Origin of the sequence: Streptomyces sp. NPDC048257 (assembly GCF_043201855.1) — a bacterium.
In the GTDB taxonomy this organism is placed as follows: Bacteria; Actinomycetota; Actinomycetes; order Streptomycetales; family Streptomycetaceae; genus Streptomyces.
Map to the genome: position 1 here is coordinate 1 of NZ_JBICZI010000009.1, position 12,682 is coordinate 12,682.

Here is a 12,682-nt window from a genome sequence, read left to right on the forward strand (position 1 = left end):
GCAGCCATCTGGCACAACCGGACCAACGCCACACCCCTGACCAGGTCACTCATCGCCTACGACCACTGACCAGGACTTCGGACTTACTCGTCTAGGTGTACTGCCCTGTCCTGTCCGGCGTCGTGGCGCATCACCCGGTTGGGTGAAGGGCGGGCGATCCGTCAGGGAACGACGACGACCTTCGAGCTGATCGTCGCGAAGGCCCACATCGCGTCCCCGTCGGCGCGGGTCATGCGGATGCCGCCGGTCTTCTTGCTCGGGTCGGGCTCCGGCGTCGCGCCGTCCGTACGGGCGCTGAAACCGACCGCCACACCCTCCGCGCTGGCGAACCGGACGACGTGCTCGATCGGCACCCCGTCCGAGCCCGTGACCGAACCCGAGCGCGAACCGACCGTGTAACTGCCCGCCTTCGGGTGCACCGTGCTCGGCATCACCGTGAACGACTTCGGCGGCTGCGCGGGGTCGCCCACCAGCCACACCCGCTTCTGGCCCACCGAGTACACGACGCGCACCCCGCTGCCGGAACCCTCCGGCACGGGCACCGGCTTCGCCGGGTCCTGCTTGGCGGCCTGGCTCGCGGCGGGGGCCGGTTCCTGCACGGCCGCCTGCGCGGGGCGCGCGGGCGCCGTGGCGGAAGCCTGGTAGCCGAGGAAGCCGACGGCCGCCACTGCCGCGGCGGTCAGCCCGGCCACGATTCCCGAGCTGCTGCGTGCCACCTTGCTCCACCTCTCCGCGCCGACTGGTACCACGGTCCGGTACCCCCGTCGAAAGGTAGCAGCCACCCTGCTCGGAGACCGGCCGCAAGGGGTGCGGCCGCCGGAGTCGTAGGCTGTTCGCGTGCTCTTGCTCGCCGTAGATACCGCCACGCCCGCCGTCACCGTCGCCCTGCACGACGGTGAGTCCGTCGTCGCCGAGTCGAACCAGGTCGACGCCCGCCGTCACGGGGAGCTGCTGCTGCCCTCCGTGGACAAGGTCCTCGCTGAGGCCGGGGTGAAGCTCGAAGCCGTCACCGGCGTCGTCGTCGGCGTCGGCCCCGGCCCCTATACCGGCCTGCGCGTCGGCCTCGTCACCGCCTCCACCTTCGCCGCCGTGCTGGGCGTGCCCGTGCACGGCCTGTGCACGCTCGACGGCCTGGCGTACGCGGCCGGGGCCGCCGGCATCGAAGGCCCCTTCACCGTCGCCACCGACGCGCGGCGCAAGGAGGTCTACTGGGCCCGGTACGAGGACCCGCGCACCCGCGTCGGCGAGCCCGCCGTGGACCGCCCGGCCGACATCGCCGAGCAGGTCGCGGGCCTGCCCGCGGTGGGCCAGGGGGCCCTCCTCTACCCCGAGGTGTTCCCGGACGCACGGGCCCCCGAGCACCAGTCGGCGGCCGCGCTGGCCTCACTGGCCGCCGAACGGCTGGCGGCGGGCGCGGAGTTCCTGCCTGCGACCCCTCTCTACCTGCGCCGGCCCGACGCGCAGGTGCCGAAGAACTACAAGGTGGTCACCCCGCAGTGACAGCCCACACGCTGCGCGAGATGCGCTGGTGGGACATCGGGCCCGTGCTGGAACTGGAGCACGAGCTGTTTCCCGAGGACGCCTGGTCCGCCGGGATGTTCTGGTCCGAACTCGCCCACGCCCGCGGCCCGCAGGCCACGCGCCGCTACGTCGTCGCCGAGGACGCGGCGGGCCGGCTGGTGGGATACGCCGGGCTCGCCGCCGCCGGCGACCTGGCCGACGTACAGACCATCGCGGCCGCCCGCGACCAGTGGGGGACCGGGCTCGGCGCCCGGCTCCTGACCGACCTGCTGCGCGCCGCCACGGCATTCGAATGCGCCGAGGTGCTGCTGGAGGTACGGGTGGACAACACCCGCGCCCAGAAGCTCTACGAGCGCTTCGGCTTCGAGCCCATCGGCTTCCGGCGCGGCTACTACCAGCCCGGCAACGTCGACGCGCTCGTCATGCGACTGACCGACCCCGCACAAGCACGAACTGAGAGCAGTGAGAGCAATGGCTGACGAACCGCTCGTCCTCGGCATCGAGACCTCCTGCGACGAGACCGGCGTCGGCGTCGTCCGCGGCACCACCCTGCTCGCGGACGCGATCGCGTCGAGCGTCGACGAGCACGCCCGCTTCGGCGGCGTCGTGCCCGAGGTGGCCTCGCGGGCGCACCTGGAGGCGATGGTCCCCACCATCGAGCGCGCCCTGAAGGAGGCCGGGGTCAGCGCCCGCGACCTCGACGGCATCGCCGTCACGGCCGGGCCCGGTCTGGCGGGGGCGCTGCTCGTCGGCGTCTCGGCGGCCAAGGCCTACGCGTACGCGCTGGGCAAGCCGCTGTACGGGGTGAACCACCTGGCCTCCCACATCTGCGTGGACCAGCTGGAGCACGGGCCGCTGCCGGAGCCGACGATGGCGCTGCTGGTGTCCGGCGGGCACTCCTCGCTGCTGCTGGCCCCGGACATCACCTCCGACGTACGGCCGCTCGGCGCGACCATCGACGACGCGGCGGGCGAGGCCTTCGACAAGATCGCGCGCGTGCTCCAGCTGGGCTTCCCCGGCGGTCCGGTCATCGACCGGCTCGCGCGCGAGGGCGACCCGAAGGCGATCAACTTCCCGCGCGGGCTGACCGGGCCGCGCGACGCCGCGTACGACTTCTCCTTCTCCGGGCTGAAGACGGCCGTCGCCCGCTGGATCGAGGCGAAGCGGAAGGCGGGCGAGGAGGTACCGGTGCGCGATGTGGCGGCGTCCTTCCAGGAGGCCGTGGTGGACGTGCTCACGCGCAAGGCGATCCGCGCGTGCAAGGACGAGGGCGTCGACCACCTGATGATCGGCGGCGGTGTGGCGGCCAATTCCCGGCTGCGCTCGCTGGCGCAGGAGCGGTGTGACGCCGCGGGGATCATCCTGCGCGTACCGCGGCCGAAGCTGTGCACGGACAACGGCGCGATGGTGGCGGCGCTGGGCGCGGAGATGGTCAAGCGGAACCGGCCCGCATCGGACTGGGACCTGTCGGCGGACTCCTCGCTGCCGGTGACGGACCCGCACGTGCCGGGGACCGCGCACGCGGCTGTGCATGAGCACGGGGACGGGGACGGCCACGGCCACGGCCACGGCAACGGCAACGGCCACGATCACGACCACGTGCACGAACTGAGCAAGGACAACCTGTACTCGTGAGCACCGTCGCGCTGATGTGGGAGGCCCGGGCCGCCGACGGCCGGGGCAACGAGCTGCTGGAGTGGGCCCGCGCCCAGGTCCTCGCCCGGGAGCCGGTGCGCCGAGAGGTGTTCCGGGCCCCTCAGGACAGGGTGCTCGTGATCACCTGGTGGGAGGCCGCCGAGGGCGTGGCCGCGGACCTCCCCCAACTGCCCGAACCGGCGGCCGACCTGATCACGCGGGCCGTCCACCGCTGGCGGTTCGAGTCGGTGGAGGTCGACGGAGCCTGACCGGGGCCGCCGGGGCGGGCTGCCTGCGGGAGCAGGGCCGCCGGCATGCGACCCGCGCCGCCGGCACCTCACCGCTCGGCGCGTCGCCGCCGGACCTGCGCAGCCCGACCCGCGCCGCCGGCACGGCTGCCCGATCCCCGCCGCCGCCGCCGGCACCGGCACCGGCACCTGCGCCTCAGCGGTCGGGCGTCGCCGCAGGCGGCACGGCAGGCGGCACGGCCGGGGCGCCGATCAGCATCGAGGGAGCCCCGGCCACCCGGGTCAGGAAGACGGTCGCGGAGTTCGGCCCCTGAGGCTTGACCTTCCTGCGCAGCTCCTCCGGCTCGATCGCCGAGCCGCGCTTCTTCACGGTCAGGATCCCGACCCCGCGCTCGCGCAGCAGCGCCTTCAGCTTCTTCAGGCCGAAGGGCAGCACGTCAGTGATCTCGTACGCCGTCGCGTACGGCGTCGCGCGCAGCTCGTCGGCGGTGACGTACGCGATGGTCGGGTCGATCAGCCGGCCGTCCAGCTGCGCGGCGACCTCGGCGACCAGGTGGGCGCGGATGACGGCGCCGTCGGGCTCGTAGAGCCAGCGGCCGACCGGCCCGGCCGGCGGATCGGGCAGCGGAGCGGTGGTGTGCAGCTCGCGCGGCCCGGGGAGCAGGGTCGCGCGCACGGTCCCCGGCGCGGTCCCGAACCAGAGCACGGCCTCCTTGACGTCCCCCTGGTCGGAGATCCACTCGGCCTCGGCGTCCGCGGGCACGGCCTCGTGCGGGATACCGGGGGCGATCTTGATGGCGGCGCACTTCGCCGCACGGGCCGTCTCGACCGCCCACGACAGCGGTGGCGAGTACGATTCCGGGTCGAAGATCCGGCCGCGGCCCCCGCGCCGGGCCGGGTCGATGAAGACGGCGTCGTAGCCGGAGGTGTCCACCTCGGTCACGTCCGCCTCCCGGACCTCGATCAGGTCCGCCAGCCCCAGCGCATCGGCGTTGGCCCGCGCGACGGCCACGGTGAGCGGGTCGTGGTCCACGGCGAGCACCCGGATGCCGAGGCGGGCCAGGGCCAGGGCGTCTCCGCCGATGCCGCAGCACAGGTCCGCGAGGCTGCGTACGCCGAGGGCCGCGAGCCGCTCGGCCCGGTACGAGGCCACGGACGCGCGGGTGGCCATCTCGCCGCCGCCGGGCGTGAAGTACATCCGGAAGGCGTCCTCGGCCCCGAACTTCGCCACCGCGCGCTGCCGCAGCCGGGCCTGCCCGAGCGCGGCGGAGACCAGCCCCGCGGGGTGCTCGCGGCGCAGCCGGGTGGCCACGGCCAGCTCCTGGGCGGGGTCGTAGTCGCGGAGCGAGTCGAGGAGGGCTCGGCCCTCGGGGGCGAGGAGGGCGGCGAAGTCTTCGGGGGTCACGGGTCCATTGTCGGCGACCGGTCGGACCCCGCCGGTGTGGGCCAGTCGAAGGAACGTTTGACCGCGTTCGCGGTGTCTTCCGGGGGGTCCGTGTGTCGGGTGCCAGGATGCGCAGCTATGCAGCTAGTACGACAAAAGGAACATAACTCGCAACAGGGTCACCGGTACGCGGCAGGTCCGCGCGGCCGGTTCGGGGTGGCCGTGTCAGTCCTGCTCGTCGCCGCCCTCGGGACGGCGTGCGGCTCCGGGGACTCCGGTCCGGACAAGGCCGCGAAGGCGAAGGCCAAGGCCGCGGAAGCGGGCGCCGCGGGCGCGCTCAGCGCCGCCGAGAAGGCCAAGGCGGCCCAGCAGGCGCGCGTCGTCGCGGCGAAGAAGTGGGGCCTGCGCAAGACCCCGCTCGCCGCACCGCCGGCGCCCAAGGAGAAGCCCGAGATCACCACGCGCGACGGCTTCGAGGTGGAGGGCCAGGAGGAGTACCCGAACGTCTTCACCACCGTCCCGACCGAGGACAAGGTCGTCTTCCTGACCATCGACGACGGCTCGGAGAAGGACCCCGAGTTCCTGAAGATGATGCAGGAGCTCAAGATCCCGTACACGGCCTTCCTCAGCGACTACGTCGTACGGGACAACTACCCGTACTTCAAGCAGATGCAGGCCGCGGGCGTCACCCTGAACAACCACACGCTCAACCACCGCTACATGCCCGGCCTGTCGTACGAGCAGCAGCGCGAGGAGATCTGCGGTCAGCAGGACACCATCCAGAAGCAGTTCGGCAAGCGCCCGACCCTCTTCCGGCCGCCGTACGGCAACTACAACCAGGACACGCTGCGCGCGGCGAAGTCCTGCGGCATCAAGGCGGTCCCGCTGTGGAACGCGGAGGCGTTCACCAACCGGATGGACTACCGGGAATGGGACCGCGATCTGCACCCCGGTGACATCATCCTCACGCACTTCCGGGGTAAGGAGGACTGGAAGGGCACGATGCCTGACATGATCCGTCATGTCATGAAGACCGTCACGGACAAGGGGTACGCCGTGGCTCGCCTGGAGGACTATCTGTGAAGCACGCGCGCCGGTTGGTAGCCGGAACGCTGGCGGCCGGCGCGCTCGCGCTGTCCCTGACGGGGTGCGGGGACAACGCCGACCACACCGAACGACTGGGCCGCAAGACGGCGGAGGCGACACCGGACGCCGGCAGCGCCTCGCCGTCGACGGCTCCGTCCACGCCGTCGGCGGCGCCGGGGGGCGCCTCCGACGAGGCGTACAGGAAGTGGGGCCTGACGGCCCCCCTCCAGTACGCGCCCAAGCCGGCCCAGAAGCCGCAGATCCCGAAGCCGGGACCGGGCAAGGTCCCGGTGATAGACCGAATACCCGTCCCGGCGGACGACAAGGTCGTCTTCCTGACCTTCGACGACGGCGCCGAGAAGGACCCCGAGTTCCTGAAGATGGCGGCCGATCTCAAGCTGCCGATCAGCATGTTCCTCACGGACAGCGTGGCCTCGTCGGACTACGGGCACTTCGAGAAGCTCCGTGACAACGGCTCGGCGAGCACGATAAACAACCACACGCTGACGCACCCGAATCTGCGGACCCTGTCCTTCGAAGGGCAGAAGAAGGAGATATGCGGCCAGCAGGACCGCCTGGAGAAGCGCTTCGGCAAGCGCCCGCCGCTGTTCCGCCCGCCCTTCGGCAACTACAACGACGACACCCTCCGGGCAGCCTCGGAGTGCGGAGTCTCGTCCCTGCTCCTGTGGCGGGTCTCGATGCAGATCAACAACTTCCAGTACGCCGAGGGCTCCGCCCTCAAGCCGGGCGACATCGTCCTCGCCCACTTCCGCGGCCCGTCCGAACTCAAGGGCGCCACCGAGATCCAGATGACGACCCGCATGCTCCAGCGCATCCAGGAACAGGGCTACCGCATCGGCCGCCTGGAGGACTACTTGTAGGGGCGGTACGGGACTTCGCGCACTCGGGGCCTTCACCCCCTCGGCGCCCCCACCCCCGAGCGGCGGCTGCCCACCCACCCCCATGCGCGGGGCGACTTCGGGCGGCGCCCGGGCGGGATCGTCCGGTGTGGGTGCGCCGGCGGGCGGGATCGGCTGGGGCGGTGGTCAGGGATGTGTATGGGGGTTTCCCGTCAGTCTCATCGTCTCTCCGGTTCGGGCCGGTCCCTCAAGGGCGCTCGTTCCTCGCGTCGCTTCGCGATGGCCTTCGGCCACCCTTGACCGACCGTCCCGCCCCGGAAAGTCGAAGACTGTCGGGAAGCCCCCAAAAGAACGAGCCGGGCCAAGGATGAAGGGGCGGCCTCGTCGGAGACGCCCGCCCTTGTCGGGCGCAAACGGCCACGTCCGACAGGCGGGGCCCATGGCCGCCCTGGGCCGGGTCGGTGGGGCGCGCCAAATCGCTACGCGCTCCTCACCTCTCAGCGTCCTGCGGCCGTCCGGGGCTGGACAAGGCCGCCCACGACCCGTGGGTACTCCTCACCCATGTGTCCGACGAGCGTCCGGGGCTGCCATCTGCCGTCGGATGGGCGGGCACTAGGCGGAGGCGACGACCTCGCCGGCTGTGACCTGCGGCGGGTTGGGCAGGAAACGGGCCAGGTTGTCGCGTACGAAGTGCGCCGCCCTCTCGATCGATTCGTCGGCGCCCGCACGGTCCTGGAAGACGCTGGTGGACACCATCACCCCGTCTCCGGCATCCACCCAGAAGTACGCCACGAATCCGGGTACCCGGCGCACGATCGGCACGAAACCCTCGACGACGATGCGCCCGGCCTCGGCCGGGTCGGTCACGCCTTCGTACCGCCGGACTGCTGCGTACATGGCCGATCTCCTCCGTGAGGCGCGGCGTCATCGCCGCGAAGAGGGGGTACCCGGACCGGCACGTACTCGGCCCGCGCGGCGCCCGGCAATCACCGGAAGGGACCTCGCCCGTTCGCGCGAACGGGCGGCCCTTAGGGTGCGGCCATGGATGCCGCCGTACTCCACCGCAGGACCACCATGCACGACGAGTGCGTGCCACCGGATCTCGTCGACCGTCTCCTCGCCCTCGGACATGCCGAAGTGGTGCGCGGGCAGGCCGTGGCGGAGGACGGGGACTGGTTCTGCGCCCGTGCCTGGGCGCGTCTCCTGGCCGGGCGCGGCGAGTTGGACGACGCCCTGGAGGTACTGGCCCCGTACGTCGCCACCTGCTGGTGGACGGCAGCCGCAGAGGCCGCGCGGCTCCTGGACGCCGGGAGCCGGGGCGAGGAGGCCATCGCCCTGCTCCGCCCCTTCGCGGACGGGGAGCTGTTCGCCCTGCGGGACCTGGCCCTGCTGCTGGCCCGCCACGGGCAGGGCGAGGAGGCGTACGAGCTGCTCCTGCCGCACGTCACCGACTGGTTGCTCGCCGAGGCCCTGGTCGAGGTGGGCGTCGGGCTGGGACGCGGCGACGAGGTCGCGGAGCTGCTGGAGGCCCGCATGGCCCTCGACGCCCCGTGTGCCCACTGCGAGAGCCCGGAGTGCGGCAGGCCGTACAGGGAGCCGTTCAACGCGGTGAACCTCCTGGCGTCCGTACGCGAGAAGCAGGGCCGCACGGACGAAGCGATCGCGGTGCTGCGCTCGTACGACCCCGTGGTCGTCAACAACCGTGACGCGCTGGCCGAACTGCTGGTCCGGCACGACCGGATCGACGAGCTGCGCGCCTACGTGGCCGGCACGGGCACCCAGGAAGCCCTCCGACAGCTCGCGGAGCTGCTGGAGGAACGCGGCGACGTGGCGGGCGCGGTCGACGCGTACCGGGAGCACGCGGAGGAGGACCGGCTGAACACGGCGGTACTCCTCGCGGAGCTCCTGGCCCGGCACGGGCGGGGCGCCGAGGCCATCGAGGCCGTGCGCGCCCCGGACAGCGCCGAGGACTGGGTCCTCGACCTGCTGTGCAAGCTGTTCGCCGCGGAGGGGCGAGCCGAGGAGGGCCTCGCCCACCTCGACGCGCTCAGGGCCCGGCGGGGCAGGGAGGAGTGGGAACTGTTCCGGCTGCGGGGGCCACTCATGGCCGCCTGCGGCCGGCTCGAGGAGGCGGTGGCGGAGGCCCGCGCACACCCGGAGGGCGACAGCCCGTACGCGATGGAGAGCCTGGCCTGCCTCCTGATCGACGCCGGGCGCCCGGAAGAGGCCGTCACCCTGCTGGACACGGACCGCCTGGACCACCGGTGGCCCCTCGGCCCGCTCCTGGTGGAGCTGGGCCGCGTCGAGGAGGCGGTGACACTCCTGCGCACACCCCGCCCCCGCACCCCACGACCCCGGCCCACGGTCTACAGCGACACTGCCCCCTTCTAGGCGTCGAAGTCGTACTCCAACACGTACGAGGCGGAGTCCAGCGTCATCTCGTTGACTTCGACGGCCCGTCCGACCTCGGTAAAGGCGGTGCGGACGATCTGGATGACAGGCGTGCCCATGGAGAGCGACAGCCGCTCGGCCTCGTCGGCTGAGGGCATCCGGGACCGGATCTCCTCCCGGAAATGAACGGGCGCGAAACCCAGCTCGGCCGCCACGAACCGGAGAGACGATGAGACTGACGGGAAACCCCCATACGCCACTCTGACGCCGCCCGAGCAGCTCCCGCACACCCCACCCCGCCCAGTCAGCCGGCGCCCGGGCCCACCCCCGCCCGCACCGCCGGGGTGATCGTTGTTTCCGCCGGGCCGCGGGTGTCGGCCTCGCGTTGGCGTTCCGTGCTGTCGCTGATGCGCAGGAGCAGCGCGATCATGATCCAGTTGGCCAGGAGCGAGGAGCCGCCCTTCGCCAGGAAGGGCAGGGCCTTGCCCGTCAGGGGGATCAGGCCCGTCACGCCGCCCGCGACCACGAAGACCTGCAGGGCCAGCGCCGCGGCCAGGCCCACCGCGAGCAGCTTGCCGAAGGGGTCGCGAGCCCCGAGGGCCATCCGCAGGCCCCGCTGCACGAGGAGCGCGTAGAGGATCAGTACGGCCATGACCCCGGCCAGGCCGAGCTCCTCGCCCACCGTCGTCAGGATGAAGTCGCTGCGCCCGGCGAACGCGATCAGCTCGGGGTGGCCCATGCCGAGGCCCGTGCCCGAGACGCCGCCCGTGCCGAAGCTGAACAGCGCCTGCGCCGACTGGTCCGAGGTGACTCCCGGCGGCCGGTTCTCCCAGTAGTACGACAGCGGGTTGAGCCACGCGGCCACGCGCGCCTTGACGTGCGGCTCCGTCGAGCCGACCACGAAGGCGCCCGCCGAGGCCATGACCAGGCCGCAGACGATCCAGCTGGTGCGCTCGGTGGCGACGTACAGCATCACCACGAACACCCCGAAGAAGATCAGCGAGGTGCCGAGGTCGCGCTCGAAGACCAGGACCAGCATCGAGACGATCCACACGGTGACGATCGGGCCGAGCTGGCGCATCGGGGGCAGCCGCATGCCCAGGAACCTGCGGCCCGTCAGGGCCAGCGAGTCCCGGTGGACGACCAGGTACCCGGCGAAGAAGATCGCGATCATGATCTTCACGAACTCGCCGGGCTGCAGCGAGAAGCCGAAGAGTTTGATCCAGCGCTTCGCGCCATAGGTGTCCGCACCGAAGAAGGCGGGCGCGATCAGCAGCACCAGCGCGACGGCCATCGTGATGTAGATGAACCGCTGCAGCAGCCGGTGGTCGCGCAACAGGGCCAGCACCAGGAGGCAGGCGGCGACCCCGACCACCGTCCACATCAGCTGGCCGGGGGCGTTCGCGTCCGAGTTGTAGCGCTCGATGTAGCCCTGGTCGAGCCGGTGCAGCAGCACCAGGCCGAGACCGGTCAGCAGCATGGCGAGCGGGAAGACCAGCGGGTCCGCGTAGGCCGCGAAACGGCGCACGCCCAGGTGTCCCACCAGGGACAGCAGGGTCAGGCTGATGGTGAATCCGGCGAGGTTGGGCGGCAGCTCGTCGTTCATGGCGAGGCCCGCGGCCGCGTGGCCGAAGACGGCGATGGCGATGACGAAGACCAGGAGCAGCGCCTCGGTGCGGCGGCGGGCACCCGCCGACGTCAGGGGTTTCAGGCCACGCACGGAATGCCGCCACCGTCCCGCGACGCGGACGGAGAGGGTGGCGGGGGTGCCGCCTCGGGTGAGGGCGGGGGCGAGGACGGAGGTGAGGAGGGGGCGCCCGACGCGGAGTCGGCCGTGGAGGCCTTGGGTCCGATCTGCTCGGCAATGAGGCGCTTTATCTTCATATCATCTACGACGATGATGTCCTGCCCATGGTTCCTTCCGAAGCCTTCGGCGGGGAAGTGCCGTGAAGTGCGGCTTCCCCCGGACCGGTTCTGTCGCCGGTCTCCGGGGGGCGGTTACGGCGCCGCGCACGGCGGTCCAGGGCGTCGCGGGTGGCCGCGGTCAGCGCCCAGGCCGGGAAGGCGAAGGCGGTCAGCCCCAGGCCTATGGGCGCCAGCGAGGTGGCGAAGTCCATCTGCACGGCATGGTCGGCCGACGGCCCGCTGACGCGGGCGGTGACCGGTGCCTCCGGCCGGTCGTCGAACACGCCGTCGATCTTTATCCCGGTGAGGGTGAACGATCCGTCGGAGGCGGTGAAGTCCCCCGCGCACGTCATCTTCCGGTCCCCGTCGGAATCGGGGTCCCCCCACGTGCAGCGCTCGGCGCGGAACGTGCCGTCCACCCCCGTCAGTTGGGTGATCAGCCTCGGTACGGCCACGTGGCACATGAAGATCCCGACGGTGATGCCGACGGCGATCGGGACGGCGTGGAGCCATCGCACGCTGGAGTTCGTCCTGGTCATACCGGGGACAGTAGTGAGGTCGAACGGGCGTGCGTGCGGTTTTTCAGCGTGCGGCCGCCGCGGTATCGGTCCCCCGGGCCCCGCCCCGGCGGCGTCGCAGGCGGGCGAACAGGTCGAGGGCGCCGGCCGTCAGGGCCCACAGGGGGAACGCGAAGCCGATCAGCCCGATGCCCAGCAGGGGCGCCAGCGACCTGAGTCCCGGCCGCACGGCCTCGTCGGCCGACGGTCCGCTGACCCGGGAGGCCACCGGCCCGGTCGGATCGGTTTCGAACAGGTCCTCGGCCGCGATCCGGCGGATGGTGAACGATCCGTCGGCAGCGGTGAAGGAGCCGACGCACGCCCGCTGCCGGACCCCGTCGTAGTCCTTCTGCCACCGGCACTGCTCCGCGCGGAAGTCGCCCTCGACCCCCGTCAGCTTGGTCATCAGTCGCGGCCCGGCCAACGAGAACGCGCAGATCCCGATCGTCAGGCCCACGGTGATCGAGATGATGTCGCGCCGGCGCAGCTCCGCGTTTCTCCTGGTCATGCAGTGGAGAGTAGTGATCCCGGGCCTTCGGGGGCCCCGGTGGGAGGCGTTCCGGTTCCGGTCCGCGCAACGCCCGGGAGGCGGGAATTGGCACTCCGCTTGACCGAGTGCTAATCGCCGGAATAGTCTCGCACCTGGCACTCACCCCTGGTGAGTGCCAACACAGCGACAGGCAGATCCGGCACCCGCGACGACGGATCGACCTGGTCGCCACCTCAGACAGTTAACCCCGGATCTCCGAAGGGGGAGGTCGGATCGTGACGACCACCAGCTCCAAGGTTGCCATCAAGCCGCTTGAGGACCGCATTGTGGTCCAGCCGCTGGACGCCGAGCAGACCACGGCCTCCGGCCTGGTCATCCCGGACACCGCGAAGGAGAAGCCCCAGGAGGGCGTCGTCCTTGCGGTGGGCCCGGGCCGCTTCGAGGACGGCCAGCGTCTCCCGCTGGACGTCACCGTCGGCGACATCGTGCTCTACAGCAAGTACGGCGGCACCGAAGTGAAGTACAGCGGCGAGGAGTACCTCGTCCTCTCGGCTCGCGACGTGCTCGCGATCGTCGAGAAGTAATTCTCTTCATCAGTACTGCTT

Annotated in this window: 14 protein-coding genes and 1 pseudogene; 8 read left to right on the top strand and 7 right to left on the bottom strand. The window is 71.7% G+C overall.

Annotated elements, in window-relative coordinates:
* Nucleotides 1–161: 161 nt before the first annotated feature.
* Nucleotides 162–716, bottom strand: a complete 555-nt coding sequence (locus ACGFZK_RS19335) for a hypothetical protein (protein WP_393850084.1) — start codon at nucleotides 714–716, stop codon at nucleotides 162–164.
* Between the two features lie 121 nt (nucleotides 717–837).
* Between ACGFZK_RS19335 and tsaB the strand changes: the two genes are divergently transcribed.
* From tsaB to ACGFZK_RS19355, 4 genes are read left to right on the top strand one after another with little or no spacing between them, the layout of a single operon-like run.
* Nucleotides 838–1,500, top strand: a complete 663-nt coding sequence (gene tsaB, locus ACGFZK_RS19340; protein ID WP_393850085.1) for a tRNA (adenosine(37)-N6)-threonylcarbamoyltransferase complex dimerization subunit type 1 TsaB — start codon at nucleotides 838–840, stop codon at nucleotides 1,498–1,500.
* 20 nt (nucleotides 1,501–1,520) lie between these two features.
* Nucleotides 1,521–2,000, top strand: coding sequence for a ribosomal protein S18-alanine N-acetyltransferase (rimI, locus tag ACGFZK_RS19345; RefSeq protein ID WP_202203724.1), 480 nt, complete (start codon nucleotides 1,521–1,523; stop codon nucleotides 1,998–2,000).
* A complete protein-coding gene (gene tsaD / locus ACGFZK_RS19350; protein ID WP_393850086.1) occupies nucleotides 1,993–3,156 on the top strand; it encodes a tRNA (adenosine(37)-N6)-threonylcarbamoyltransferase complex transferase subunit TsaD in 1,164 nt (387 codons plus the stop codon). The genes rimI and tsaD overlap by 8 nt, the downstream gene beginning before the upstream one ends.
* Entirely contained in the window at nucleotides 3,153–3,425 is a 273-nt protein-coding gene (locus ACGFZK_RS19355; RefSeq protein ID WP_393850087.1) for a hypothetical protein, read from the top strand. The genes tsaD and ACGFZK_RS19355 overlap by 4 nt, the downstream gene beginning before the upstream one ends.
* Before the next feature lie 175 nt (nucleotides 3,426–3,600).
* Here ACGFZK_RS19355 and ACGFZK_RS19360 read toward each other — a convergent pair whose 3' ends face one another.
* Nucleotides 3,601–4,809 (bottom strand): methyltransferase domain-containing protein, encoded by a 1,209-nt coding sequence (locus ACGFZK_RS19360; RefSeq protein ID WP_393850088.1) that lies wholly within the window; start codon nucleotides 4,807–4,809, stop codon nucleotides 3,601–3,603.
* 117 nt (nucleotides 4,810–4,926) lie between these two features.
* On the opposite strand from ACGFZK_RS19360, the gene ACGFZK_RS19365 reads away from it, so the two are divergent.
* Nucleotides 4,927–5,871, top strand: coding sequence for a polysaccharide deacetylase family protein (locus ACGFZK_RS19365; RefSeq protein ID WP_393850089.1), 945 nt, complete (start codon nucleotides 4,927–4,929; stop codon nucleotides 5,869–5,871).
* Nucleotides 5,868–6,755 (top strand): polysaccharide deacetylase family protein, encoded by an 888-nt coding sequence (locus tag ACGFZK_RS19370; protein WP_393850090.1) that lies wholly within the window; start codon nucleotides 5,868–5,870, stop codon nucleotides 6,753–6,755. The genes ACGFZK_RS19365 and ACGFZK_RS19370 overlap by 4 nt, the downstream gene beginning before the upstream one ends.
* Nucleotides 6,756–7,346: 591 nt before the next feature.
* Here the strand turns inward: ACGFZK_RS19370 and ACGFZK_RS19375 are convergent.
* Nucleotides 7,347–7,631 carry a hypothetical protein gene (locus ACGFZK_RS19375; protein ID WP_393850091.1) on the bottom strand — a complete coding sequence of 95 codons (285 nt, stop codon included), beginning with the start codon at nucleotides 7,629–7,631 and terminating at the stop codon, nucleotides 7,347–7,349.
* A gap of 144 nt (nucleotides 7,632–7,775) precedes the next feature.
* On the opposite strand from ACGFZK_RS19375, the gene ACGFZK_RS19380 reads away from it, so the two are divergent.
* Entirely contained in the window at nucleotides 7,776–9,125 is a 1,350-nt protein-coding gene (locus ACGFZK_RS19380; RefSeq protein ID WP_393850092.1) for a hypothetical protein, read from the top strand.
* On the opposite strand, the pseudogene ACGFZK_RS19385 reads toward ACGFZK_RS19380, so the two are convergent.
* The 4 genes and pseudogenes from ACGFZK_RS19385 to ACGFZK_RS19400 form a co-directional block, all read right to left on the bottom strand.
* A pseudogene (locus ACGFZK_RS19385) lies at nucleotides 9,122–9,334 on the bottom strand (UTRA domain-containing protein); the annotation flags it as partial. The gene ACGFZK_RS19380 and the pseudogene ACGFZK_RS19385 sit on opposite strands and share 4 nt — an antisense overlap.
* 95 nt (nucleotides 9,335–9,429) lie before the next feature.
* Nucleotides 9,430–10,845 carry an FtsW/RodA/SpoVE family cell cycle protein gene (locus ACGFZK_RS19390; RefSeq protein WP_393850093.1) on the bottom strand — a complete coding sequence of 472 codons (1,416 nt, stop codon included), beginning with the start codon at nucleotides 10,843–10,845 and terminating at the stop codon, nucleotides 9,430–9,432.
* 169 nt (nucleotides 10,846–11,014) lie between these two features.
* On the bottom strand, nucleotides 11,015–11,569 hold the full coding sequence (locus tag ACGFZK_RS19395) for a hypothetical protein (RefSeq protein WP_393850094.1): 555 nt from the start codon (nucleotides 11,567–11,569) through the stop codon (nucleotides 11,015–11,017).
* Between the two features lie 43 nt (nucleotides 11,570–11,612).
* The gene (locus ACGFZK_RS19400; RefSeq protein WP_393850095.1) at nucleotides 11,613–12,095 is read right to left on the bottom strand and encodes a hypothetical protein; all 483 of its coding nucleotides are present in this window, start codon (nucleotides 12,093–12,095) and stop codon (nucleotides 11,613–11,615) included.
* 257 nt (nucleotides 12,096–12,352) lie between these two features.
* On the opposite strand from ACGFZK_RS19400, the gene groES reads away from it, so the two are divergent.
* Nucleotides 12,353–12,661 carry a co-chaperone GroES gene (gene groES / locus ACGFZK_RS19405; protein ID WP_030389102.1) on the top strand — a complete coding sequence of 103 codons (309 nt, stop codon included), beginning with the start codon at nucleotides 12,353–12,355 and terminating at the stop codon, nucleotides 12,659–12,661.
* Nucleotides 12,662–12,682 lie beyond the last annotated feature (21 nt).